The 23,291-nt window shown below is 58.4% G+C and carries 25 protein-coding genes; 19 read left to right on the top strand and 6 right to left on the bottom strand.

Features of this window, described 5'->3' with window-relative positions:
- Nucleotides 1-101 precede the first annotated feature (101 nt).
- The 14 genes from AAE514_RS12575 to ybgF all read left to right on the top strand — a co-directional run bounded on the left by AAE514_RS12575 (nt 102) and on the right by ybgF (nt 11,863).
- Entirely contained in the window at nt 102-413 is a 312-nt protein-coding gene (locus AAE514_RS12575) for a Rieske (2Fe-2S) protein (RefSeq protein WP_347331895.1), read from the top strand.
- 193 nt (nt 414-606) lie between these two features.
- Nucleotides 607-885, top strand: a complete 279-nt coding sequence (locus AAE514_RS12570) for an FmdB family zinc ribbon protein (protein WP_347331894.1) — start codon at nt 607-609, stop codon at nt 883-885.
- A gap of 51 nt (nt 886-936) precedes the next feature.
- Nucleotides 937-2,718, top strand: a complete 1,782-nt coding sequence (gene aspS, locus AAE514_RS12565) for an aspartate--tRNA ligase (protein WP_347331893.1) — start codon at nt 937-939, stop codon at nt 2,716-2,718.
- A 454-nt stretch (nt 2,719-3,172) separates the two neighbouring features.
- Nucleotides 3,173-3,916: a YebC/PmpR family DNA-binding transcriptional regulator gene (locus tag AAE514_RS12560; RefSeq protein WP_347331892.1), complete on the top strand. Its 744-nt coding sequence runs from the start codon at nt 3,173-3,175 to the stop codon at nt 3,914-3,916.
- A gap of 25 nt (nt 3,917-3,941) precedes the next feature.
- Nucleotides 3,942-4,460, top strand: a complete 519-nt coding sequence (ruvC, locus tag AAE514_RS12555) for a crossover junction endodeoxyribonuclease RuvC (protein WP_347331891.1) — start codon at nt 3,942-3,944, stop codon at nt 4,458-4,460.
- A gap of 548 nt (nt 4,461-5,008) precedes the next feature.
- Nucleotides 5,009-5,626 (top strand): Holliday junction branch migration protein RuvA, encoded by a 618-nt coding sequence (gene ruvA / locus AAE514_RS12550; RefSeq protein ID WP_347331890.1) that lies wholly within the window; start codon nt 5,009-5,011, stop codon nt 5,624-5,626.
- Nucleotides 5,627-5,747: 121 nt separating this feature from the next.
- Nucleotides 5,748-6,770: a Holliday junction branch migration DNA helicase RuvB gene (gene ruvB / locus AAE514_RS12545; RefSeq protein ID WP_347331889.1), complete on the top strand. Its 1,023-nt coding sequence runs from the start codon at nt 5,748-5,750 to the stop codon at nt 6,768-6,770.
- Nucleotides 6,771-6,774: 4 nt separating this feature from the next.
- Nucleotides 6,775-7,227: a tol-pal system-associated acyl-CoA thioesterase gene (gene ybgC, locus AAE514_RS12540; protein WP_347331888.1), complete on the top strand. Its 453-nt coding sequence runs from the start codon at nt 6,775-6,777 to the stop codon at nt 7,225-7,227.
- A 7-nt stretch (nt 7,228-7,234) separates the two neighbouring features.
- Entirely contained in the window at nt 7,235-7,921 is a 687-nt protein-coding gene (tolQ, locus tag AAE514_RS12535) for a protein TolQ (protein WP_347331887.1), read from the top strand.
- 18 nt (nt 7,922-7,939) lie between these two features.
- Entirely contained in the window at nt 7,940-8,368 is a 429-nt protein-coding gene (tolR, locus tag AAE514_RS12530; protein ID WP_347331886.1) for a protein TolR, read from the top strand.
- A 10-nt stretch (nt 8,369-8,378) separates the two neighbouring features.
- Complete coding sequence (locus AAE514_RS12525; RefSeq protein WP_347331885.1) at nt 8,379-9,170, top strand: TonB family protein; 792 nt, start codon at nt 8,379-8,381, stop codon at nt 9,168-9,170.
- Entirely contained in the window at nt 9,167-10,468 is a 1,302-nt protein-coding gene (gene tolB / locus AAE514_RS12520; protein WP_347331884.1) for a Tol-Pal system beta propeller repeat protein TolB, read from the top strand. Before AAE514_RS12525 ends, tolB begins: the two co-directional genes overlap by 4 nt.
- 115 nt (nt 10,469-10,583) lie before the next feature.
- Nucleotides 10,584-11,105, top strand: a complete 522-nt coding sequence (pal, locus tag AAE514_RS12515; RefSeq protein ID WP_347331916.1) for a peptidoglycan-associated lipoprotein Pal — start codon at nt 10,584-10,586, stop codon at nt 11,103-11,105.
- A gap of 5 nt (nt 11,106-11,110) precedes the next feature.
- Entirely contained in the window at nt 11,111-11,863 is a 753-nt protein-coding gene (gene ybgF, locus AAE514_RS12510; protein WP_347331883.1) for a tol-pal system protein YbgF, read from the top strand.
- A 563-nt stretch (nt 11,864-12,426) separates the two neighbouring features.
- On the opposite strand, the gene ppnN is transcribed toward ybgF, so the two are convergent.
- Complete coding sequence (ppnN, locus tag AAE514_RS12505; protein ID WP_347331882.1) at nt 12,427-13,842, bottom strand: nucleotide 5'-monophosphate nucleosidase PpnN; 1,416 nt, start codon at nt 13,840-13,842, stop codon at nt 12,427-12,429.
- A gap of 129 nt (nt 13,843-13,971) precedes the next feature.
- On the opposite strand from ppnN, the gene AAE514_RS12500 reads away from it, so the two are divergent.
- Complete coding sequence (locus tag AAE514_RS12500; protein ID WP_347331881.1) at nt 13,972-14,655, top strand: alpha/beta hydrolase; 684 nt, start codon at nt 13,972-13,974, stop codon at nt 14,653-14,655.
- Between the two features lie 25 nt (nt 14,656-14,680).
- On the opposite strand, the gene mgrA is transcribed toward AAE514_RS12500, so the two are convergent.
- Together mgrA and AAE514_RS12490 are read right to left on the bottom strand one after the other, a co-directional pair.
- On the bottom strand, nt 14,681-15,697 hold the full coding sequence (mgrA, locus tag AAE514_RS12495) for an L-glyceraldehyde 3-phosphate reductase (protein ID WP_347331880.1): 1,017 nt from the start codon (nt 15,695-15,697) through the stop codon (nt 14,681-14,683).
- A gap of 111 nt (nt 15,698-15,808) precedes the next feature.
- Nucleotides 15,809-16,087 (bottom strand): high-potential iron-sulfur protein, encoded by a 279-nt coding sequence (locus AAE514_RS12490; protein WP_347331879.1) that lies wholly within the window; start codon nt 16,085-16,087, stop codon nt 15,809-15,811.
- A 306-nt stretch (nt 16,088-16,393) separates the two neighbouring features.
- Between AAE514_RS12490 and AAE514_RS12485 the strand changes: the two genes are divergently transcribed.
- Nucleotides 16,394-17,014: a hypothetical protein gene (locus AAE514_RS12485; RefSeq protein WP_347331878.1), complete on the top strand. Its 621-nt coding sequence runs from the start codon at nt 16,394-16,396 to the stop codon at nt 17,012-17,014.
- Between the two features lie 12 nt (nt 17,015-17,026).
- Nucleotides 17,027-17,776 carry a DUF3307 domain-containing protein gene (locus tag AAE514_RS12480; protein WP_347331877.1) on the top strand — a complete coding sequence of 250 codons (750 nt, stop codon included), beginning with the start codon at nt 17,027-17,029 and terminating at the stop codon, nt 17,774-17,776.
- Between the two features lie 10 nt (nt 17,777-17,786).
- Here the strand turns inward: AAE514_RS12480 and AAE514_RS12475 are convergent, their stop codons facing one another.
- From AAE514_RS12475 to dkgB, 3 genes are all read right to left on the bottom strand, one after another.
- Nucleotides 17,787-18,470 carry a type 1 glutamine amidotransferase domain-containing protein gene (locus AAE514_RS12475; protein WP_347331876.1) on the bottom strand — a complete coding sequence of 228 codons (684 nt, stop codon included), beginning with the start codon at nt 18,468-18,470 and terminating at the stop codon, nt 17,787-17,789.
- An 89-nt stretch (nt 18,471-18,559) separates the two neighbouring features.
- A complete protein-coding gene (locus AAE514_RS12470) occupies nt 18,560-20,140 on the bottom strand; it encodes an enolase C-terminal domain-like protein (protein ID WP_347331875.1) in 1,581 nt (526 codons plus the stop codon).
- Nucleotides 20,141-20,172: 32 nt separating this feature from the next.
- Complete coding sequence (gene dkgB / locus AAE514_RS12465) at nt 20,173-20,988, bottom strand: 2,5-didehydrogluconate reductase DkgB (RefSeq protein WP_347331874.1); 816 nt, start codon at nt 20,986-20,988, stop codon at nt 20,173-20,175.
- A gap of 320 nt (nt 20,989-21,308) precedes the next feature.
- Between dkgB and AAE514_RS12460 the strand changes: the two genes are divergently transcribed.
- On the top strand, nt 21,309-22,793 hold the full coding sequence (locus AAE514_RS12460) for a family 43 glycosylhydrolase (protein ID WP_347331873.1): 1,485 nt from the start codon (nt 21,309-21,311) through the stop codon (nt 22,791-22,793).
- Between the two features lie 106 nt (nt 22,794-22,899).
- Entirely contained in the window at nt 22,900-23,277 is a 378-nt protein-coding gene (locus AAE514_RS12455) for a hypothetical protein (RefSeq protein ID WP_347331872.1), read from the top strand.
- Nucleotides 23,278-23,291: the final 14 nt, after the last annotated feature.

Below are 23,291 nucleotides of genomic sequence, written 5' to 3'. Positions count from 1 at the left end.
GCTGGTCGGCCCCGGGTCAGTTTCAATGTGCTAGTCTAGCAGGCTGTTTAGAAACTACCTACGTCGGCGTTACGGGGCGGAATTGCTTGAGGAGAACACCCATGGCCTATCAAGCGCTGGAAACCTTGCACAAGCTGCACGATGGCTACCGGCGGGTCTTCCGGGTCGCCGGTCGTGAGCTGCTTTTGCTCCAGGAGGACGGGCGAACCTATCTTCTGACCAACCGCTGCCCCCATATGGACGCTCCGCTGCACAAAGCCAGCGTGGCCGGTGACCGCCTGCGCTGTCCGGCCCACGGCATTGAGTTTGACCTGCGTTCCGGGCAGGCTCTCAACGGCCCCGAGGGCTGTGTCGGACCGCTGAGCTTTGTCCCCGTCGTCTATGAAGGCAACACCCTGGGCGTCGATCTTTGAGGCCCGCCCCTTTAAATTCGCCGGCGTGCCCCTAAATAGGGAAAGCCTCCGCTTCCCCGCGGAAAACGGCCAACCCGGTTCTCGCTGGCGCCCCATTGGGTTATAATCGCGCGTTTTTTGGCCCTGTGCGGCATTGCCGGCGTCGCCAAAGACGTTGATCGCTCGCACGAGCGTTTGATTGAGGAACATCACAATGCCCATCTATGAATATCAGTGCCAATCCTGTGCGCATCAAATGGAAGCGCTTCAGAAGCTCAGCGACGAGCCCCTGGTGGACTGCCCGGCCTGTGGCCAGGCTAGCCTGAAAAAGAAAATCTCGGCCGCCGGTTTCCGCCTGAAAGGCGGTGGCTGGTACGAGACGGACTTCAAAAAGTCCAATCAGAAAAACATTGCGGGTGACAAAAAGGCCTCCGCCGCCAGCGGCGAGAGTAAAGCCGCCACGTCGTCATCCTCCAGCTCGGCGACCGGCTGACGGCCGGTCGGTAACCTTGAATTGAGATCGCAACAATAACGGGAACGCCTTATGCGCAGTGATTACTGTGGCACACTGACAGCCAAAGACATCGATCGGGAAGTAACCCTCAGCGGGTGGGTTGATCGCCGCCGGGACCACGGTGGTGTAATTTTTATCGACCTGCGGGACCGGGAGGGTATTGTTCAGGTGGTATTCGACCCGGATACCGGTGAACACTTCGATCTGGCCGATCGTGTTCGTGGCGAATATGTGCTGCAGGTCACCGGTAAGGTGCGGGCGCGGGACCCCGCCACGGTTAACCCCAATATGGCCACGGGCGAGGTCGAAGTCTACGGCACCGCCCTGACCATTCTCAACGAGGCGGAAACCACGCCCTTCCCGCTGGATTCCCACTCCTCCGTGGGCGAGGATGTGCGTCTGAAATTCCGTTACCTGGACCTGCGCCGGGCGGAAATGCAAAAAAGCCTGCGGTTTCGCTCCAAGTTGACCAATGTGGTCCGCAACTACCTGGACGAGCAGGGCTTTCTGGACATTGAAACCCCGATCCTCACCCGAGCGACCCCAGAGGGCGCGCGGGACTACTTGGTACCTTCGCGTACCCACGAGAGCAAATTCTTTGCCCTGCCGCAGTCCCCTCAGTTGTTCAAGCAGCTGCTGATGGTCTCCGGTTTCGACCGTTACTACCAGATCGCCAAGTGCTTTCGCGACGAAGACCTGCGGGCCGATCGCCAGCCGGAATTCACCCAAATTGATATCGAGACCTCCTTCATGGATGAGGACGGGATCATGGCGATCACCGAAGGCATGGTGCGCCAGCTGTTCACCGAACTGAAGGACGTGGACCTGGGCGAATTCCCCCGCATGACCTATGCCGAGGCCATGAAAAAATATGGCTCCGACAAGCCGGACCTGCGCATCCCGCTGGAATTGGTCGATGTGAAGGACCTGATGGGCGAAGTGGACTTTAAAGTCTTCTCCGGCCCGGCCAAAGACCCCAAAGGCCGCGTCACCGCTCTGAAAGTGCCCGGCGGCAATGAGAAACTCACTCGTAAGCAGATTGACGATTACACCAAATTCGTCAGCATCTACGGTGCCAAGGGCCTGGCCTACATCAAGGTCAACGACAAAAATGACCTGGAAGAAGGGTTGCAGTCGCCCATCGTCAAATTCCTGCCCCTGGAGGCCCGCAAAGGCATTCTGGAGCGCGTGGAGGCGGAAAACGGCGACCTGATCTTCTTCGGTGCGGACAAAGCCACCGTGGTGAGCGAAGCCCTGGGCGCGCTGCGCTGCAAGCTGGGCGAAGACCTGGACCTGTACACTCGTGACTGGGCTCCACTGTGGGTGGTCGACTTCCCCATGTTCGAAGAGGAAGACGACGGTTCCCTGAACAGCCTGCACCACCCGTTCACCGCGCCTTCCTGCAGCCCGGAAGAGCTGGAAAAGAACCCGGGCGAGGCGCTCTCCCGTGCTTATGATATGGTTCTGAACGGTACCGAGCTGGGTGGTGGCTCTATCCGTATCCATAATCAGAACATGCAGCAGGCGGTTTTCCGTGCTCTGGGGATTGGTGAAGAGGAGCAGCGCGAGAAGTTCGGCTTCTTGCTCGACGCCCTGAAGTACGGTGCACCACCCCACGGCGGCCTGGCCTTTGGTCTGGACCGTCTGGTTATGCTGATGGTCGGCGCCAGCTCCATTCGGGATGTGATCGCTTTCCCGAAAACTCAGAGCGCCGCCTGCGTCATGACTGACGCTCCGGGCGCGGTGGATGACATCCAGCTGAAAGAGCTGAATATCCGCCTGCGCAAGAAAGAGAAGCCGGCGAGCGAGTAGGTTTATTTGCCAGTAAGGCAGTGAACCAGCGCCAGGGGTCGGGGTAACGCTTCCGGGACACGCTGCAAGTACGTCCCTGTAAGCTCGAGAGCGCTAGTCCCACGGCTCACGGTCCCGGAAGCGTTACCCCGACCCCTGGCTCACTGCGGCACTTCGCAAGAAACGTTGCCACTTCGCGGGGCCCCGTTAGCGAAGGCGCAGGGTGGCAGGAAGTAAGGTACTCCATCACCGCGAGATCTTGGGGCAAGTTGCTACGCCAGTACAGAGGTCCGGTGTGGGGTACACCCTTGCCGGACCGTGGAGCGCGGGATTCGCGACTCGAGCCTACAGGGACGTATTCACGGCGTGTCCGGCAAGGGTGTACCCCACACCGGACCGGACGTGATGCCACCACCATTAGCTCAAGAGCAAAAGACAAACAATCCAATAACAGAACGGTAAATGGAGACCATTTATGGCTGGCCATAGTAAATGGGCAAACATCAAACACCGCAAAGCCGCCCAAGATGCCAAGCGCGGTAAAGTCTTCACCAAAATCATTCGCGAACTTACCGTCGCCGCCAAAGGCGGGGCCGCGCCCGAAGACAACCCCCGCCTGCGCACGGCGATGGACAAAGCCCTCGCCAACAACATGAAAAAAGACACCATCGACAAGGCCATCGCGCGCGGGGCAGGGGCCGGTGAAGGCGACAACTACGAAGAAACCACCTACGAAGGCTACGGCAACAACGGCGTCGCCGTGCTCGTCGAATGCATGACCGACAACAAAAACCGCACCGTCTCCGAAGTGCGCCACGCCTTTAGCAAACGCGGCGGCAACCTCGGCACCGACGGCTCCGTGGCCTACCTGTTTACCCGCATGGGCCAGATCAGCTTTGAAGGCGTGACCGAAGAAGACATCATGGAAACCGCCCTGGAGGCTGGTGCCGAGGATATTGTCACCAACAGCGACGGCACCCTGGACGTGCGGACCCCCTTTGAAGAATACTTCGCCGTCAAGGAAGCCCTCATCGAAGCGGGCTTCGAACCCAGCAACAGCGAAATCATCATGCTGCCGTCCACCACCATTGAGCTGGACAAGGACGGCGCCGAAAAACTGCTGGCCCTGGTCGACATGCTCGAAGACCTGGACGACGTGCAGAACGTTTATACCAACGGCGACATCCCCGACGCGGTGATGGAAGAGTTGAACGCATAGGGGGCCGACGCCCCCAGAGGTGGCCATGACCCGCATACTGGGGATCGACCCCGGCTCGCGCAAAACCGGCTTCGGCGTCATCGAACGCCTGGGCGGCAAAGTGGCCTACGTCACCAGCGGCGTTATCCGCGTGCCGGACGGCGACCTGCCGTCCAGGCTCAAAGTGATATTCGACGCTATCACTCAGATCGTGCAGCAACAGGGCCCGGATATGGTGGCTATTGAGCAGGTGTTTATGGCGAAGAACGCCAGCTCGGCCCTTAAGCTGGGTCAGGCCCGGGGCGCGGCCATCACGGCCGCCGTGGTGCAGGATATGCCGGTTTATGAGTACGAGGCCCGCAAGGTGAAGCAGTCGGTGGTGGGCACGGGCGCGGCGGATAAGACTCAGGTGCAGCATATGGTCAAAACGTTGTTGCGGCTCGCTGGCACCCCCCAAGAGGACGCGGCGGATGCTTTGGCGGTGGCACTCTGCCATGCAAATACCCAGGATCAATTGATCGCGCTGGCCGGCAAACGAAGCTTTCGGCGGGGCAGGGTGGTATAACCTCCATACACTACAGAGGTTGCGGAGAGTCCGGCTTGGTGGGTGGTAGGGGGGTCCCAGACACGCCGTGAATACATCCCTGTAGGCTCGAATCGCGAATCCCGCGCTCCACGGTCTGGGACCCCCCTACCACCCACCAAGCCTACGAACGCTGTAGATCGTGAATACCACGTTCGCCTCCCCCTCTCCTTTCAACGGAGGTGGTGGAATTTAAGTTAAATCGGTGGCACTGAGGACCGGTGCCGGGTATAGCCTTCGGGGACTCTCTGAGGCATGGATGCCGATGAGAAGCCTCCAGGGATGGATTTACGGCGGGTCCCCGAAGGCTATACCCGGCATCGGGCCGGACTAGCTGGAGCTGGATGGGTTCACGGCGGGTTCACGAAGGGTGCACCCCGCCTTGGGCCGGATTCGATCAGATGCACCACAGTTTTATATTCAGTAAAGCGCCAGAGTAGACAAGAAAGTGGGGATACGGATAGTGCCTTTTTGAGGCGTTGGGCCGGTCCAACCACGAAATAGACCAAATAATTGGGGTAACGGACACTATGATCGGACGGCTCAGAGGCACACTGCTGGAAAGACAACCACCGCACCTGCTCATCGACGTGGGTGGAGTCGGTTACGAAGTCCAAGCCCCCATGACCACCTTCTACCGGCTCCCCGAGCGCGGCGAAGAAGTCATACTCCACACCCACCTCGCCGTCAGCGAAACCTCACATCAACTATTCGCCTTCGCCGAAGAACGCGACCGGCGGCTATTTCGCACCCTCATCAAAGTCAGCGGCGTCGGACCCAAAATGGCCATCGCCATCCTCTCCGGGATGGAAGCCGACGACGTCGCCCGCTGCGTGCGCGAAGACAAAGTCAACGCCCTCACCAAAGTACCCGGTGTCGGCAAAAAAACCGCCGAACGACTCGTCATCGAACTGCGCGACCGCCTCAAAGGCTGGGAAATGCCCCGGCAAGACCTGGCCGGCGACCTAATCCCCGAACCCGGTCCCGCTGGCAACGACCACCAAGAAGAGGCCGAAAGCGCCCTCGTCGCCCTGGGATACAAACCCACCGAAGCCACCCGCATGATCACCGCCGCCGCCCGCCAGAACCCCGGCGCCGGCAGCCAGGAGCTAATTCGTTTGGCGTTGAGAGCCCTCAGCCAGGGATAAAAGCCCTCAGCCAGGGTTAAGGGGGTAATCGAGCGCCTGAGCCAAGCGCGTCGATAAGGTTAGAGCCCTCCCTCAGGTCTGGTAGACTGTGGCCCGGTTTGCGAGCTACTGAGTAACGCCCATGATTGAGACAGATCGCCTGATCGACCCGGCACCGCGCGAGCGGGAAGATGTGATTGACCGCGCCGTGCGGCCCAAGGCCCTGACGGACTACATCGGCCAGCCCGCCGTGCGCGAGCAGATGGAAATTTTTATCGGCGCCGCCCAGAAACGGGGCGAGGCACTGGATCATACTCTGGTATTCGGCCCCCCCGGCCTGGGCAAAACCACCCTGGCCAACATCATCGCCACCGAAATGGGAGTAGCCCTCAAAAGCACCTCCGGCCCGGTCTTGGAGAAGGCCGGCGACCTCGCCGCGCTGATGACCAACCTTGAGCCCGGGGATGTGCTGTTTATCGATGAAATCCACCGACTCAGCCCCGTGGTGGAAGAGATTCTCTACCCGGCCATGGAGGATTTTCAGCTCGATATCATGATCGGCGAAGGCCCCGCCGCTCGCTCCATTAAGCTCGACCTGCCGCCATTCACCCTAGTGGGCGCCACCACTCGGGCGGGCCTGCTGACCTCGCCCCTGCGCGATCGCTTCGGCATCGTTCAGCGGCTGGAGTTCTACTCCGTGGCGGATCTGACCCGCATTGTGCTCCGGGCGGCCGAGCTGATCGGCGTACGCATGGATGAAACGGGGGCGGTCGAGGTGGCCAAGCGGGCGCGGGGCACGCCACGGGTGGCCAATCGCCTGCTGCGCCGCGTGCGGGACTATGCCGAGATGCGGGGTGACGGCGTGGTGACCTCGGAAATGGCCGATTTGGCGCTCAACATGCTTAAGGTGGACGAGCGTGGGTTCGATCACATGGACCGGCGCCTGCTGTTGGCGCTGATGGATAACTTCGATGGCGGCCCCGTGGGTGTCGAGAGTCTGGCGGCGGCCATCAGCGAGGAGCGGGGCACCATTGAAGATGTGATCGAGCCCTACCTGATTCAGCAGGGGTTTATGGCTCGCACCCCCCGGGGTCGCATTCTCACGGCCAACGCCTATCTGCACTTTGGAGTGGACTTGCCCAAACGCTTGCGGGAGGACTCTTAGCGCGATGGCATTTGACAAAACCGTGGCCACTGAGCCAAAAAATCCGGCCACCGGCGAGTTTTCCATGCCGGTACGGGTCTACATCGAAGACACCGACGCCGGCGGAATTGTGTACTACGTCAACTATTTGAAATTCATGGAGCGGTGTCGGACCGAATTTCTGCGCCAGTTAGGGTATGATAAGCCCGCCATTCTGGACGATGGCTTGCTGTTGGTGGTGCATAAAGCCGAGATTCAGTACCACCGGTCCGCCCGTTTGGACGATGAACTGACCATCACCGCGCGTATCGACAAACTGGCCCGCACAAACGTGACGTTTCATCAAAGTGTCTGGCGAGGGAACGAAAAGCTCTGTGACGGTCTAATTCGCATTGCCTGCGTCGACGGCCAGAGCTTCAAACCGCGCGCTATCCCAACGGAAATGCAACAAAAAATCGCATCCACAATCGAGAGCTGACGATCCTATGCCTCAAGAAACCATGTCCATCTGGAGTCTGATCGCCGAAGCGAGCCTGTTGGTTCAGTTCGTGATGTTGCTCCTGTTTCTCGCCTCCGTGATCTCCTGGGTCATGATTATTCAACGGGGGCTGTATCTGCGTAAGGCCAAAGCGCTGTTTCACGGCTTCGAGCGGCAGTTTTGGTCCGGCATTGACCTTAACCATCTCTACCGCCAGGGCAATGGCAAAACCGCCGAAGGCGCGGAGAGTATTTTCCGGGCCGGCTTTAAGGAATTTACCCGGTTGCGCCAGCAAAGCGGAGCCAGCTCCGAAGCGGTGATGGAAGGCAGCCAGCGGGCGATGCGCGTGGCACTGACCCGGGAAGAGGAAAAGCTGGAGCAGCACCTCCCGTTTTTGGCGAGCGTGGCCTCGGTCAGTCCCTATATCGGGCTCTTCGGCACCGTGTGGGGCATCATGAACTCCTTCCGTGGACTGGCGAACGTTCAGCAGGCCACCCTCGCCACCGTGGCGCCGGGTATTGCCGAGGCACTGGTGGCCACGGCCATGGGCCTGTTTGCCGCCATTCCCGCCGTGCTGGCCTACAACCGCTATTCCGCCCGCGCGGAATCCATGCTCAGCTACTACCAGACGTTTGCCGAGGAATTCTCCGCAATTCTGCACCGTCAGGTGCACAGCAAGCAGGTCTCTTCCTGATAGAGTGAGGTTCACGACATGTCCCCGTTCGGGCGCAAAGTCAAAAAGAAACCCATGGCCGAGATCAACGTCGTTCCTTACATCGACGTGATGTTGGTACTGTTGGTAATTTTCATGATCACTGCGCCGCTGTTGATGCAGGGGGTAGAGGTCGAGCTGCCCCAAGCCCCCTCCGAGGCCATGGAGGATGACGACACCGAACCGTTGATCGTATCCGTCAAGAAAGACGGAAGCTATTACATCAACCTGGGTGGTGACCCGGAGCAACAACGTCCCCTGTCCGAAATCAAAAGTACCGTCAGTAAAGTGCTTCGCCAGAAACCCGAAACGCCCGTACTGGTCTGGGGAGACCAGGAGGTCGGCTACGGCGTCGTGGTGCAGCTGATGACCGAACTGCAAAGCGCGGGCGCCCCATCGGTCGGTCTGGTGACCGAACCGCCACAGTGATCACAGACTTATGACCGTTAAGGCCTATACACTCCCGTTGGTTATCAGCCTGGCGCTCCACGCGCTGGTGTTTGGGTTGATGTTCGCAAACTGGAGCCCAAAATCGGAAACCCGCGAAGTGAAGCGGCCCCAGGCGATTCAGGCCAAAATTGTAGAATTCACGCCCAAAAGCCAGCGCCAGTCCGAACAGGCGGCGCAGCAGAAAGTCATCGACATGCGCCAGCGTCAGCAGGAGCGTGAGCGGCAGGAGGCTGAACGTCGCCGCCAGCAACAAGAAGAAGCTCGCCGAGCCAAGGCGCAAAAGGAAAAAGAGCAGCGTGAACGCGAAGCGAAGGCCGAGCGCGAGCGGAAGGAGGCCGAACGCAAGAAGCGCGAACAGCAGGAAGCGGAGCGTCGCCGACAACAGGAACTGGAGGCTGAGCGCAAACGCATCGAACGTCAACGGCAGCTCGAACAGGCCTTGAGCGAGGAAGAGGAATTTTTTGAGGCCCAACAGGCCCAAGAGGTGGCGCAAAGCTACGTGAATGTGATTGCTGAGCGCATCGAAAACAACTGGAGCCGCCCGCCCTCGGCCCGAGCGGGCATGGAGGTGGTCCTGGAAATACAGCTGGTCCCCACCGGGCAGGTGGTGGATGTATCCGTGGTGGAAAGCAGTGGCAACGGCGCCTTTGATCGTTCCGCCGAGCAGGCGGTCAAACGCATTGACCGATTTGAAGAGGTGCAGGATATGCCCTCGGAAGTTTTTGAACGTCATTTTCGCCAGCTGCGGCTGGAATTCAAACCAGAGGATTTAAGACTGTGAGACATTGTCTGGCGTTAGTCTGCCTGTTGATTGTCAGCCTGGGAGCACAGGCGCAACTGACAATTGAAATTACCCGGGGGGTCGATGATCCCACCAAAATAGCTGTGGTCCCGCTGGAGATGACCAGTGGCGAGCCGCTCGAGGAAGACATCGGCCGAATTGTCGAAGCGGACCTGCAGCGCAGCGGCTTCTTTTCAGCGGTGGAGCGGGGAGACATGCTCTCTTTCCCCAAAAAGCCGGCCGAGGTGTTTTTCCGCGACTGGCGGGCCCTGGGTACGGAATACCTGCTTAGCGGCCGCGTCGAAGAGGTCGATGGCCGCTACCGAGTGCACTATGACTTGTTCGACGTGCTGAACGAAAAGAGGGTGCTCAGCGACCAGACCGTTGAGGGCGGGCCGCGTCAGTTGCGCGACATCGCTCACGCCATCAGTGACCGGGTCTATGAGACGCTGACGGGTATTCCCGGCGTGTTTTCCACAAAAATTGTGTACGTGGAAGCGTTGCGGGGCGAGGAAGGCGATGCCGAAATCTACGATACCTTTCGCCTGATGCTGGCGGACGCCGACGGCGCTCGGCCCACCATGCTGCTGGAATCCGACGACCCGATTCTGTCTCCGGACTGGTCTCCAGACGGTAACCAGGTCGCTTACGTTTCCTTTGAAACCAGTAGGCCGGCGATTTTTGTTCAGAATCTAGCCACCGGCGATCGCCGCCAGGTAACAGACTTCAAGGGGCTCAACGGCGCGCCTACCTGGTCCCCGGACGGGGATAAGCTGGCGCTGGTGCTCTCGAAGGACGGCAACCCGGAAATCTATACCCTGGACTTGTCGAGCGGCCAGTTCACCCGCCTGACCCAGCATTTTGCGATTGACACCGAGCCGAGCTGGACGCCGGACGGCGAGGGCATTGTGTTTACCTCCAACCGTGGGGGCAAGCCCCAGATTTACCAGGTAACCCTTGCCAACGGGCGGGTAGAGCGCTTAACCTTCGAAGGGGATTACAACGCCAGAGGCCAAATCTCCCCAGACGGCCGGACGATGGTGATGGTGCATCAGCGCGACGGGGTGTTCCACATCGCCGCTCAGGACTTGAAAACGGGCACTTTGCGCATTTTGACCGAGACCCGCCTGGACGAATCCCCCAGCATCGCGCCCAATGGTGCTATGCTAATGTACGCTACCCATCGCAACGATGAAGGCGTCTTGGCGGTCGTCTCGTTGGACGCGGGCACGCGCTACTTTTTGCCCTCGGAGGAGGGGGATGTACGCGAGCCGGCCTGGTCGCCGTATCTTAATTAGCAGCTCGACTGGCAGGCTACTTATAGCGGCCTGCTAGGCTATTGAAAGCAGTAAGGATTGGCCGCTCCCCGGGAGCGGAACAACAGATTAACAACTGATGATGGAGTCATAGATGATGATGAACGTAAAAAAGCAGGGCTTGAGCCTGGCATTTGTACTGGCTTTTCTGGCCGGTTGTTCCAGTACCGACACAACCGAGGATACCGATGGCATGGACGGTGCCGATGCACAAACTGACAGTGGCGTGACCACCGGCGCCGCGGGCCGCGAAGGGGTGACCTCCTCTGGCGCGGATGGCGAAGACGGCATGGAAGAGCTCGATACCATCGTCTATTTTGATTTTGACCAGGCTACTCTTAAACCTGATGCCCGCGCACTCTTGCTGGCTCACGCCGAGCGCCTGAAGGAAAACCCCACCGACGTTCGCCTGGAAGGCCACGCGGATGAGCGCGGCTCGCGCGAGTACAACATGGCGCTGGGTGAGCGTCGCGCCAACGCCGTGCGTGATTTCCTGGTGCTGCAAGGCGTGCGCCGCAGTGACCTGGAAGTGGTCAGCTATGGTGAAGAGCGTCCGCTCGCCATGGGCAGTGGTGAGTCTGCCTGGTCCAAAAACCGTCGTGTTGAAATCGTGTACTGATAGCCATGTTGAAGCCATTAATCGCCACAACCATTTTGGCGGCGTCCACGGTTGTGGCACCGCTGGTGCATGCTCAGGCAAAGGTGGAGGAATCCGAGCCCCTGGCGGGTTCACAGGCGAGCCCCACGGCCAGTGCGGAGACCTCCAACCTGCAGACGCAAATGTACTTCCAACTGCAGAGTCTGCAGGAGGAGGTGCTTGAATTGCGCGGCATGGTGGAACAGCAAGCCAACCAGATTCAGCGTCTGAAGCAACAGCGAATGGACGACTATCTCGACCTCGACAGCCGGATTGGCGAGTTAACGCAACAACTCGGTGGTCCTGGAGGGGTCGGCGTCAGAGGTTCAGGCGCCGGTACGGGCGGCGACACCACAGAGGGTGGCCGGACCTCGGAGACGGAAATGTACCGGGCGGCCTATGAGCTGTTGCGCGACCGGGAAGTCGACCAGGCTATTGAAGCGTTCAACGCCTACCTGGAGGAATACCCGAAGGGTAATTTTGCCGGCAACAGCCATTATTGGCTGGGCGAAATTTATCTGTTGAATCAGAACCTGGACGAAGCTCAGAAGTGGTTTGAGCGCTTGCTGAGCGATTTTCCCGATGATCGCAAACGCACCGATGCACAGTACAAACTCGGGCGCGTTTATCATCAACAGGGGAAAGACGAACAGGCTGAGAAGCTGTTGCGGGATGTGGCCTCCGGCACCAGTGACGCGGCTCGGTTGGCTCGGCAGTATCTGGAAGAGAACTTCCAGTAACGAGGGTGGCTCTCAGGGGCCGCCGCTGGTAACACCGGCGTCTGTAAAACGTGCATAAAAGAGCGGGGGCCAATGCCACGCATTGGCCCCCGTGTCGCCCTATATCCCTGTTCTTTCGATCCGTCGAAACCTCTCAATCCAATAGAGAGTACGGCTTTGGTCCCGAGCGCCATCCCGCGCCTCCCTGACCGGTCTTCCCTTGTCCTAATCAGTCCTTGATACTGCTCCTTGCTGCCGTTCGTTCATCCTTGCGCTTGTCCTTGCTTGTGCGTTCTTCCTGCCTGTATTTTCCGCTATCCTTGGAGGGTGAATCATTCACCGAACTCCTATCGAGCCTCCCTGGCTCTGAAGGAAAGGGCGCTTCCATTGACCTTGCCTTGGTCGACGTCACTTCCTGTGTACCTCCCTGTTACTAAGTATTCTCTCGAAAACCGCTCTGGGAAAATAGTGGCCAACGTCGGTAAGTTTTGTAGGAGATTGACCATGGCCGGATGACGAAGCATCCGACATTGGCCCGATATGACTTCGCCTTGTATGAACAATGCTGATTTTCAATGGAAAGGTCAGATAATCCGGTAGCAAGGCTTATAGGCGCGTCCGGGCAGCTTCATGCGGCTTTGTGCGACAAATGACGTCAGCAACTCATCCACAGGCTTCATAATCTCCGGGTCTCCGTGGATTTCGAACAGACCATGCTCCTCAATGGCCCGGATGCCCTCATCCTTAACGTTGCCCGCCACAATCCCCGAGAACACACGCCGAAGGTTAGCCGCCAGTTCGTGAGAGGCTTGGTTTTTGTGCAGCTCCAACGAGCGCATATTGGCATGAGTGGGGGCAAAGGGGCGCTGAAAGCTGGGGGCAATCCTCAGCTGCCAGTTGTAGTAATAGGCATCGTCCGTGTGCTTTCGGAACTCCCGCACGTGCTTGACGCCTTCGAGCATCTCGCGCGCGACCTTGGTGGGGTCGTCCACGATGATTTGGTAGCGCTGCTGCGCTTCCTCGCCCAGCGTAACCCCGATAAACTCGTGAATTCGCTCGAAGTAGGCGGCGGAATTCGCCGGGCCGGTGAAAATCAGCGGGAAGGGGATGTCCCGGTTGTCCGGGTGGAGCAAAATGCCCAACAGGTACAGAATTTCCTCCGCGGTGCCGGCGCCGCCGGGAAATACGATAATGCCGTGACCGGTGCGGACAAACGCCTCCAGTCGTTTTTCGATATCCGGCAGGATCACCAGCTCGTTGACGATGGGGTTGGGCGCTTCGGCGGCAATAATGCCAGGCTCGGTAATGCCCAGGTAGCGGTTGCCTTGGATCCGCTGTTTTGCGTGGCCGATGGTGGCCCCTTTCATGGGGCCCTTCATGGCGCCGGGCCCACAGCCGGTACAGATATCGAGCCCGCGCAGCCCCAACTGGTAGCCGACGTGTTTGGTGTAGTCATACTCCTCACGGCTGATGGAGTGCCCACCCCAGCAGACCACAAGCTTGGGGTCTACTCCCGAATGCAGCGTGTCGGCATTGCGAAGCATGTGGAAGACCGCATCGGTCGTGCCTTCCTGAGTGTTCAGGTCAAACTTGGGGTTGCTTTGTATTTCGGCACTGGCGTACAGCACATCGCGCAGTACCGCGAACAGATGCTCGGTAATCCCGCGGATCATTTTGCCATCGACGAAGGCACTGGCGGGCGCGCCTTTCACATCGAGCTTGATGCCGCGCTCTTCCTGAAGGACTTGGATGGAAAAATCACGATAACGCTCTAGCAGCTCCTTGCCGTCGTCCAGGTAATTGCCGCTGTTCAGTACCGCCAGGGAGCAACTGCGAAACAAGGTATACAGCCCGCTTTGGCTGGCATCCAGCAGCTTGGCCATCTCAACCTTTGAAAGCACTTTCAAGGGCCCTACCGGGGAGACTACCGCGTCGATGGTGTCGGTGGTGTTGTGAATATCGGTCAGTGATCCGGTATAAGGATGCGTCGTTTGGGTCATAGACGTTGCCGTTTCCATGTTTGAATGTCGATTAAAACTCGTTAATTTGAGTGTAGCGGCATTTGGGGGACGATGGGTAGCCCTATATACTGGAACCCTTTAACAAGTCGCAAATCTTCTGGAGTTTTTATGAGCGAATTGTCCTGCGTTGAAGTCGAGCCGTCGCAACCGGCCAACAGCAGCGTCATATGGCTGCATGGTCTGGGCGCCGACGGGCATGACTTTGCCCCGCTGGTGCCGCAACTGCAGCTGCCTGAACAGTGCCACACCCGCTTTGTGTTTCCCCATGCGCCTCGCATTCCGGTGACCGTCAACGGGGGCATGGTCATGCGTGCCTGGTACGACATCCACGAGCTGAGTATGGATATTGAACGCAAGGTGGATGCCGAAACCCTACATCGCTCCCAGGCTCAGATTGATGCGCTGATTGAGCGAGAAATCGAACGGGGCATCGACAGCCGACGCATTGTGGTAGCGGGTTTTTCTCAGGGCGGTGCGCTCGCCTACCAGACGGCGTTGAGCTCGAGTCGGCCGCTGGCCGGGTTGCTCGTGCTTTCCGCCTATCTGGCGGGGGCTGATCAGGTCAAGCGTAGCGACGTCAACCGGGCGATGCCAGTGTTGGTTCAGCATGGCGTACAGGACCCGGTCGTGCCGGAAATACTGGGAGAGCGCGCCAGCGAGCAGCTGAAGGCCTGGGGTTACCCGGTGGCCTACGAACGCTACCCGGTGGAGCACGGAGTCTGCCCGGAGCAGATCCCCGTGATCAGCCGCTGGTTGGGAGAGCGGCTCTTGGGCGACCAATATCGCCAGTAATAGCCAGTAGCGCAAAAGGGCGCGCCTACGCGCCCAGAATACCCTCGATCTGGTCGAGCTCTTGCGAGCTAAACTCAAGGTTGTCCAGCGCGGCCACGGAGTTTTCAATCTGCGCCGGGCGGCTTGCGCCGATAATGGTGCTGGTAACCGCTTCGTTATTCAACACCCAGGCCAGGGCCATTTGCGCCAGGGATTGCCCTCGCTGCTGAGCCACCTCGTTCAGTGCCTGGACCTTGCCCAATTGGGCCTCGCTAATGTCATTCTCGTTGAAGTAAATCTGCTCGTTCCGTGCGGCGCGGGAGCCTTCCGGAATGCCTTTCAGATACTTGTCGGTCAACATTCCCTGTGACAGGGGAGAATAGGCGATGGAACCGACCCCTTCGTGTTTCAGCACGTCCGTGAGCCCGTCCTCAATCCAACGATCAAACATATTGTAGCGGGGCTGGTGGATGAGCAGAGGCGTGCCCAGGGATTTCAGGATCGCAATGGCCTCCCGGGTCTTCTCCGGCGTGTAGTTGGAAATGCCCGCGTACAGTGCCCGGCCGGAACGGACAATGGTATCCAGCGCGCGCATGGTCTCTTCCAGCGGCGTGTCCGGATCCATGCTGTGCGAATAAAAAATATCAAAATAGTCCAGCCCGGTGCGCTTCAAACTTTGATCACAGCTGGCGATCATGTACTTGCGCGAGCCGCCGATGCCGTAGGGCCCCGGCCACATGTCGTAACCGGCTTTGTTGGAGACAATCAGCTCATCCCGGTAGGGCGCCAGGTCCTGGGCAAATACCTGTCCGAACGTCGTCTCCGCCGAGCCGTAGGGCGGGCCGTAGTTGTTGGCCAAATCAAAATGGGTGATGCCCAAATCGAATGCCTTACGCATCATCTCGCGAGCGTTACTCAATGAGTCCACCGCGCCAAAGTTCTGCCAAAGCCCCAGAGACAGGGCCGGCAGGCGCAGCCCGCTGTGGCCGCAGCGCGGGTAGGGCATTTGCTCATAACGTTGAGGGTTGGGACGATATTGAGGATTGGGTTCTGTTGTTAGCATAGCGTCACTCTTGGTAGGTATTGACCGAGGCGCTATGGTAACGCAAAAGACCGCAAGGGGTGGACCGTCGGTGGTGGGCAACCGCCCGCCCATTAGGGATGGAGGAGGCGGCTAGCCTCTGGCGGCCCACACCTTGCACCACCCTTCGGCTTTGACCTGTTTGCCGGGGAATAGGTTGCAGCCGACCCACTCGGCTTCCAGGTCCCCTTTGGCGTGAATGCAGTTATTGCACCTTTCGCCCTCTGTCTGGCTTACCTCCACATATTCCAGCGCTTTGGCCTGAGGGTCGTCGGGCGAGAGCTTCTCTTCTTGAGCCCGAAGGGTATGAATAGGGAGGAAAGTGGCGCCGGCCGTCGCTGCCGACAGCTTTAAAAAGTTTCTACGCTTCATGGATCTCACTCCTGCTTTTTTGGTTTTTTTTGTGGTTTTAGGGCACGGTTTGCGTCACGGCTATTTTAAAACTCTAGCACAGTCCGAGCTTGCTTCACGTTGTCCCCATCACCATTAGCGCCCTGGGGACAGCGTGGGCGCTAATGGGGATACGCCAGCCCAAGAGATTGGGACTTATAGGCCCCCTTTTTTCGTTGTTCCGATGCCTAACTGGACAACATTTAAGAAAGTTGCTTAAATAGGCTACATCATGAAAGTGTAGCGTAATTGGGCTACATTGAGTGCGACGAACACGAGGACCCTGCAATGGCGGATATAGCGGTGTTGACCGGTGATTTAATCAACTCCACCCGGGTGCATCAGCCGGAGGCGTTTTCAGCGCGTCTGAAAACGCTTCTCAAGGGGCTTGAGGTGCATTACGGCGCGGAGACAGTGACCTTCCGGGGGGACGGCTTTCAGATCAGCCTCGTCCGCCCTGGCGAGGCCTTTGAAGTGGCACTGAGAGTGCGGGCCGGCCTCATCGGCGCCAGCCCCAGCCGTTCCGAGCGCTGGGACGCCCGGATTTCAGTCGCCCTGGGTTCGGCGAAAGGCCCGGAAGGGGGCTTCGGCTCGGCTTACACAGAGTCCGGGCGGGGGCTCGACCGGATGGAGCGTGAAACCTTACGGTTTCACTCAGAGCGCGGCCACTTGAGCCTGGCGCTGGATCTTGCCACGGCGTTTGCCGACGATATTGTGTGCCAGTGGACGCCGAGCGAGGCCGAGGTTTACTTTGAACACCTTTGCCGGCCCGAAGGGGGGCACAGCGCCATCGCCCGGCGCCTGGACAAAAGTCGCCCAACGGTGACCCAGGCGCTGCTGCGAGCCCGGTACAATTTGCTCGATCGCTACCTGCGCGACAGCCGACGGTTGATGGACGGTGATTATTGATGGAGAGCGACAATGCCTGATTACGCCTATGAGTTGTTACTGGCGCTACTGCTGGTGCACTTTCTGCTCGACTTCCCCTTCCAGCCCGGGCGCTGGGTCGCGGCCCGCTATCGGGATCACGCCGCGGCGCCGAGCCTTTATGCGCATGCGCTGCTGCACGGGGTGGGGGCCACGGCCTGTTTCGCGGCCCTGGCCGGCCGGGATTGGCAGTGGCTCGGTCTGGTTCTGTCGGTCGTCACCGTCAGTCACTTTCTGACGGACTGGGGCAAGTCATTTCTGCCCCGGACCAGTCTTGGGGCGTTTGTGCTCGACCAGCTGCTGCATTGGGTGGTTTTAGTGGCGCTGTGGGGCATCTGGGCGGGGGCTGATGTGAAAGCTTCGATAGCGCCGTTCTGGTCCGCACCGGTGTTATTGGTACTGCTGGCTTACCTGGTGGTGTTGTTGCCCTTGTCGGTGGTGGTCAGCCTGGGGCTCGCGCCCTGGATCAAAGAGATTAAACAGCTGGAGAGTGAGAATGAATCCCTGACCAAGGCCGGCGCGGTAATCGGCTACCTGGAGCGGATCCTGATTCTCACTTTCGTCCTGCTGGATGAATACACCGCTATTGGCTTTGTGTTAGCCCTGAAAACGGCCTTTCGCTTTAAAGACACCGATGATCGACGAAAAGCCGAGTATATGATGATGGGCACCTTCCTCAGCTTTTCGCTGACCATCGGCATTGGGTTGGCGGTCCGTTACTTTCTGCCGCTGTTGGCGCGGTAGCCTTAGTCGCTTACGCGGCTTTTAACACTTTCAGCAGTGCCGCCGCCGAGGCGGCCGAAGAGGGTGGGTTTTGGCCCGTCACCAAGTTGTGATCGGTCACCACATGCTCTTTGAAATCGTCTTCCTTGGTGTACTGCCCACCGTGATCGCGCAGTTCCGTTTCCACCAGGAAGGGCACCACATGGGTGAGCTGAACGGCTTCCTCTTCGGTGTTGCTAAAGCCGGTCAGATGTTTGCCCGCCACCAATGGCCGTCCGTCCGGGCGCTTGGCGTGGCGAAGTACCCCCGGGGCGTGGCAGACAAAGCCCATGGGTTTGTCGTGCTCGTAGAAATGCTCAATGAGCTTGACCGAGTGCTGGTCTTCGGCCAGATCCCACAGGGGCCCGTGTCCGCCGGGGTAGAAAATCGCGTCGTAATCGTCCGGTTTTACATCCGCCAACCGATGCGTGTTCGCCAGTAGCGACTGGGCGGTCTCATCCTCACGAAAACGCTCGGTGTCGGGCGTCTGGGCATCGGGGGCATCACTTTTCGGGTCCAGCGGAGGCTGGCCGCCTTTGGGAGAGGCCAAGGTTACCTTCGCACCGGCGTCGATAAAACGGTAGTAGGGCCCGGTGAACTCTTCCAACCAAAAGCCGGTTTTTTCACCGGTATTCCCCAACGTATCGTGCGACGTTAAAACCATTAAAATATTCATACTGTGTCTCCTTTACCTCTAAGACTGCGTTGCTTTTGCGTGTATGGGGTGGCCGGTGTAAGACGTTGGGCTCCGGGCACCAGGTTCGTTCATCGGGTTTGCATAAACTTACGTGCCAGCAACGCGAAGTGATCACTGGCTTGCCAAGCCGTGCCGTCGGGAAGGCGGTACTCCCGCTTGCCGCGCGCGCTGTAGTCCACGCCCACACCAGGCTCGCGGGGCATTTGGTAGTAACCGTTTTTAACAATGGCGGGGTTGGTGAATACGCCTTCGTGTACGCTGCGCTCCTCCTCGGCAACGAACTCAAGAATATCCGGTACGCCCGCCAGGTTGGCCGGGCCGAACAGCGCTTGCTTAATGGCCTGAACGTTGCGCATACCCTCGCACAAACCGATACCGCCGGTATGCGGGCAAATGCGCACATCCCGGCCTTCCTCCCGGGCTTTTTGGGCCATTAACAGGATCGCCAGGTTGTCGCCAATGCCACCCACACGGGAGTAATCCATCTGAATAACATCAATGGCAAACTTTTGGTGGCCATCACCCCTCACATCCGAGGCGTGTAACAAATCCTTGAACGTCGTGGGCGATGCGCCCTGCTCACCGGTCGAGATGGGTACCCGTAGCGGGGGGTCATAATCCTTAAAGGCGTGGTTGAGTGACTGTTGCAACTCCACGTGGGCCATGGCGCTGTGCGGGTTACAGGGCTCTTCGAACCATTCGATTTGATACTTGGGGCTGGCTTCATACAGCTTGAGTGCCAGTTGATGGGCGAAGATAAAGGCGGAGCGATTGTCGAACACTTGATTGCTGTCAATCGCCACCTTCATTCGCTCCGGGCGCTGGTCCTCCCGTTCGATGGTTTCAAATACAAGTTGCAGGCGTTCGGCGTCATCGTTCGCCGCCTCCAAGGCCAAGCGGTCAATATCCTCCCGGCTCAAGGCGAGCTTTGCTTCATCGGCCTTCATTCGCGCGGCGGCGTAGCTCGCGCCGACTTTGATTTTGATTTGGGGCCAACCGGCGTTGAGCATTGTCTGAGTCTGGTGGACCAGCCCTTCCTTGCTGATTCCGCTCCAACCGGCGGTGTTGTAAGCCAAGAGGCCCTGCTGGTAAATCTGGTGAATGCGCTCGGGCTTGCCCGCCTGCGCTCGTTCAAGCAGATCCAGGGCTTCGGTGGGGGCCAGCACATCGCCAATGGGTTCGAAGTCGATGAACTCCAGCAGGTCCTCCGGCGTCATATCGACAATAAGTTCCCAGGCCGGCACCTGTTGGATTTTTGCGGTCAAGTCCCAAAGCGCGTTGGCCACCGCGCCGATCGCCATGCGGGAAACGCCTACACCACCGAGCCAGCTATAATCCGAGTCCTGCAGCATGCGTTTGCTGAAACGGCCGAGGTTGCCGTTTTTGTGCAGTTCGCTGGGGGCGGGCAGCCAGTCTTCCATCAGTAGAAACCGGTTGGCCACATCCCGGGTAACGGCACACATTTCTTTAAGCCCGTGACCGTTGGTGAAAATGACGCTGGTGCCTCGCAACTCAGGGTGATCGGTCAGAATTTCGAGAACCGCGTTGGCGTAGGTGGGGCCGCCTTGGGCGATATTGCGCGCGTCCCCGCCAAAACCGGTGGGGGGCGCGCCAATGGCTTGAACCTCAAACCCCGTAATCGCGACCATGCTGAAAGCCTCCTGTCGGTTGATAAAAGCGCCTATTTATCCCATACCGGTGCAAAGTCCGGGTTGGCGATGCGTTCTCCGGCGTCCAGAGCGTCGATCTTCTGAATCTGTTCCACGCTCAGCTCCAGGTTCATCGCCTCTAGGTTGGCTTTCTGATGCTCCGGCTTGGTGGAAGAGGGAATGACGACCACACCCTGTTGCGCGACCCAGGCAAGGGCGACTTGGGCGGGAGTGGCGTTGTGCATTTTGCCAATGTCTTCCAGAACGGGTTCTTTCATCACTTTTCCCACCGCCAGAGGCATGTAGCCTGTGACCTGCAGCCCTTTGTCCTGACAGTGCTTGATGACTTTCTTGTTGGCCAGGAAGGGGTGCACCTCAATCTGGTTGGTCACGATATGCTCCCCGCCCGGTACGGACAGCGCTTCGTCGACTTGAGCCATGGTGAAGTTGGATATCCCAATATGGTTGGTTAACCCTTTTTCCCGGGCTTCGTTCAGCTTGCCGATGTAGTGGCTCATTGGGACGGCGTTATTCGGTGAGGGCCAGTGGATTAAAGTCAGGTCGACGTAGTCCAGGCCAAGCTTCTCCAGGCTTTCTTGCAGGCTGGTCAGAGGGGCGTCGCCTTCCAGTTGCTCGTGCCAGGTTTTTGTGGTGACGAACAGCTCTTTGCGGGGAATACCGCTCTCTCGAATCGCTTCGCCGACTTCCACCTCGTTTTCATACATCTGGGCGGTATCGATATGCCGATACCCCAGCTCCAGGGCGGATTTAATGGAATCCTTCACTTCTTGCCCTTTTAGGCGAAAGGTCCCCAGACCAATTGAAGGGATAACCGAATGCTGTGCCATATCACTCTCCTAGGATCGAATGGACGAGGTAAAGACATGGCACCCTCGCCAAAGGTTTTCAACCCTGCCCATGCGCCTTCCCCTTTCAGGCTCATCGGAGGAGATGAAAAGGAAAGGCCTTTTAAGATTGAAGAGCGCTATTGAAATATAAAAATCTTATCATATTTCAATAAAATATAGGAGCTCGGTGGAGTTTGCGAACTAGATTCATTAGTGTGGTGCCGTCTAATGATATTATATTACCAATAGCGGAAATGACCGTGTTGTCATGAGGCTAGATGTATCCCACGAATAACATGTCACAATAACTTGGAGACATTATGCGCCTGAATTATCTCTACCAATCGTTTGTTTCTCTACTTCTGTTAGTGCTGATAAGTGTGTCAGCCAACGCGTTAGAGCTGACAGGAGGCACCGAAATACACGACCCCGCTACCATCATGCGTGATGGAAACACCTATTGGACCTTCGGCACCGGTGACGGCAACCAGGGCATCATCAGCCGCTATTCGACCGACTTGATCAACTGGCAACATGGCGGCGCGGCGGTATTTCAGCCCGGCACCTGGCCCAACTGGATCAACAACCAAGTGGCTAACTTTGACGGCAACTTCTGGGCCCCGGATGTCATTGAAATGAACGGCCGCTATTATTTGTACTATTCGGCCTTTGGTGGCAACGGGGGAATGGAGTCTGCCATTGGCGTGGCGGTGACCGACTCGCTGAACAACCCCAACTGGCGGGACCTGGGTATGGTCGTCTCGACCCGCACCGAACCCCGCAGCAGCCGAAATGAACCGGTTAATGCCATTGACGCCGGTGTTTTCCGGGATGCCAACGGTGATGTGTGGATGGCCTACGGTTCCCACTATGCCGGCATTTTTCTGGTGCAAATTGATCCCAGTACGGGGCTGCGCATGAACAATAGTCGCTATCCCGTCGTGGGCAACGGCGGCGGCTGGAATGAATACGAAGCGGCTCAGGTTCAGTACATCAACGGCTACTACTACATGTTCGTTAATTTGGGTGAGTGTTGCGCGGGCAATCAGAGTGATTACTACATCGTTGCCGGCCGTGCCACCAGCCCAACCGGCCCTTATCTCGACCGCAACGGCGTGGACCTCTGGCACGGTGGCGGCACCACCGTACTGGCCTCGGAAGGACGTTATATCGGGCCGGGTCACTTCGGTTATTACAACTACAATGGGCAGGACTTGGCGAGCATCCATTATTACGATGGCAACACCGCCGACGGCTGGCCTTCGCGTTTGGACATTCTGGAGCTGAACTTCCAGAACGGCTGGCCCACCTTCAATCGCAACTTTACGCTGGGTGACAGTAACAGCGGCGGCGATGGCGGCTCGGGGGATGACATCGTCGATGGTCGCGTCACCTTCACCTCCGTGCTCAGCGGTAAAGCACTGGAAGTCGAATCCGGCAGCCATGATGATGGGGCCAATGTGGTTCAATGGGAGCTTAACGGTGGCGCCAACCAGCAGTGGGATATAACCGACCTGGGCAATGGCTACTACTCCATTCGCGCCGCTCACAGCGGTAAGTCCCTGGACGTATTCGAGTGGAGCGAAGAGGACGGCGGTGACATCCGCCAGTGGGAATATTTCGGGGGCGACAACCAGCAGTGGGAACTGGTACCGCAGGGCAATAACCAGTACGCCATCATTTCCCGCTTCAGCGGCAAGGCGCTGGATGTCTACGATTTCAACACCTCCAATGGGGGCAACATTGTTCAGTGGAGCTTCAATGGGGGTGATCAGCAGCTATGGACGTTGGATTATAGTGACTGATTGAGTCTGGCGCTCCCCGGGGCTTGCACTCGGGTGAGCGTTTTCCGAAACCGCTACTACGGCATGATAGACTTCGCTTTTCATTCTGAATCAGCGTTGCGTTATCATGCCGTTTTTCGAGCCGATCAATCGACTATTCCCTCTCTGGGCTATTGCATTCTCCATTGTGGCAATGGTTCAACCTCATTGGTTCACGTCCCTGGCGCCCGCCATACAGGGGCTGCTCTCCTTGGTGATGTTCACCATGGGGCTGACGCTTTCTCATCATGACTTTCTCCGGGTAGCGCGCGCCCCCAAACCGATTCTGTTGGGTATGGTGCTGCAGTTTACGGTTATGCCGTTGGCGGCGCTGGCCAATCAATTCTTTAGCGCAACGGCGGCCTTGCCCGGCGCGCTGTTTTCAATTTGGCACAATATTTCGGGTTCGCTCTTGGCTGGCTACTGGAAAAGCCGGCCCGTGGACGAAAAATCCGATCGCCAATAGCCGCACAATGAGCT

Source organism: Marinimicrobium locisalis, from assembly GCF_039822625.1.
Taxonomy (GTDB): domain Bacteria; phylum Pseudomonadota; class Gammaproteobacteria; order Pseudomonadales; family Cellvibrionaceae; genus Marinimicrobium; species Marinimicrobium locisalis.
Note: the sequence above shows the minus strand (reverse complement) of the source record. Positions and strands in the feature narration are given on the sequence as shown.

What these genes read in the sequence shown, in the direction of transcription:
- AAE514_RS12575 (WP_347331895.1), top strand. Translation starts at nt 102, where the DNA reads ATGGCCTATCAAGCGCTGGAAACCTTGCACAAGCTGCACGATGGCTAC.
- AAE514_RS12570 (WP_347331894.1), top strand. Translation starts at nt 607, where the DNA reads ATGCCCATCTATGAATATCAGTGCCAATCCTGTGCGCATCAAATGGAA.
- aspS (WP_347331893.1), top strand. Translation starts at nt 937, where the DNA reads ATGCGCAGTGATTACTGTGGCACACTGACAGCCAAAGACATCGATCGG.
- AAE514_RS12560 (WP_347331892.1), top strand. Translation starts at nt 3,173, where the DNA reads ATGGCTGGCCATAGTAAATGGGCAAACATCAAACACCGCAAAGCCGCC.
- ruvC (WP_347331891.1), top strand. Translation starts at nt 3,942, where the DNA reads ATGACCCGCATACTGGGGATCGACCCCGGCTCGCGCAAAACCGGCTTC.
- ruvA (WP_347331890.1), top strand. Translation starts at nt 5,009, where the DNA reads ATGATCGGACGGCTCAGAGGCACACTGCTGGAAAGACAACCACCGCAC.
- ruvB (WP_347331889.1), top strand. Translation starts at nt 5,748, where the DNA reads ATGATTGAGACAGATCGCCTGATCGACCCGGCACCGCGCGAGCGGGAA.
- ybgC (WP_347331888.1), top strand. Translation starts at nt 6,775, where the DNA reads ATGGCATTTGACAAAACCGTGGCCACTGAGCCAAAAAATCCGGCCACC.
- tolQ (WP_347331887.1), top strand. Translation starts at nt 7,235, where the DNA reads ATGCCTCAAGAAACCATGTCCATCTGGAGTCTGATCGCCGAAGCGAGC.
- tolR (WP_347331886.1), top strand. Translation starts at nt 7,940, where the DNA reads ATGTCCCCGTTCGGGCGCAAAGTCAAAAAGAAACCCATGGCCGAGATC.
- AAE514_RS12525 (WP_347331885.1), top strand. Translation starts at nt 8,379, where the DNA reads ATGACCGTTAAGGCCTATACACTCCCGTTGGTTATCAGCCTGGCGCTC.
- pal (WP_347331916.1), top strand. Translation starts at nt 10,584, where the DNA reads ATGATGAACGTAAAAAAGCAGGGCTTGAGCCTGGCATTTGTACTGGCT.
- ybgF (WP_347331883.1), top strand. Translation starts at nt 11,111, where the DNA reads ATGTTGAAGCCATTAATCGCCACAACCATTTTGGCGGCGTCCACGGTT.
- ppnN (WP_347331882.1), bottom strand. Translation starts at nt 13,842, where the DNA reads ATGACCCAAACGACGCATCCTTATACCGGATCACTGACCGATATTCAC.
- AAE514_RS12500 (WP_347331881.1), top strand. Translation starts at nt 13,972, where the DNA reads ATGAGCGAATTGTCCTGCGTTGAAGTCGAGCCGTCGCAACCGGCCAAC.
- mgrA (WP_347331880.1), bottom strand. Translation starts at nt 15,697, where the DNA reads ATGCTAACAACAGAACCCAATCCTCAATATCGTCCCAACCCTCAACGT.
- AAE514_RS12490 (WP_347331879.1), bottom strand. Translation starts at nt 16,087, where the DNA reads ATGAAGCGTAGAAACTTTTTAAAGCTGTCGGCAGCGACGGCCGGCGCC.
- AAE514_RS12485 (WP_347331878.1), top strand. Translation starts at nt 16,394, where the DNA reads ATGGCGGATATAGCGGTGTTGACCGGTGATTTAATCAACTCCACCCGG.
- AAE514_RS12480 (WP_347331877.1), top strand. Translation starts at nt 17,027, where the DNA reads ATGCCTGATTACGCCTATGAGTTGTTACTGGCGCTACTGCTGGTGCAC.
- AAE514_RS12475 (WP_347331876.1), bottom strand. Translation starts at nt 18,470, where the DNA reads ATGAATATTTTAATGGTTTTAACGTCGCACGATACGTTGGGGAATACC.
- AAE514_RS12470 (WP_347331875.1), bottom strand. Translation starts at nt 20,140, where the DNA reads ATGGTCGCGATTACGGGGTTTGAGGTTCAAGCCATTGGCGCGCCCCCC.
- dkgB (WP_347331874.1), bottom strand. Translation starts at nt 20,988, where the DNA reads ATGGCACAGCATTCGGTTATCCCTTCAATTGGTCTGGGGACCTTTCGC.
- AAE514_RS12460 (WP_347331873.1), top strand. Translation starts at nt 21,309, where the DNA reads ATGCGCCTGAATTATCTCTACCAATCGTTTGTTTCTCTACTTCTGTTA.
- AAE514_RS12455 (WP_347331872.1), top strand. Translation starts at nt 22,900, where the DNA reads ATGCCGTTTTTCGAGCCGATCAATCGACTATTCCCTCTCTGGGCTATT.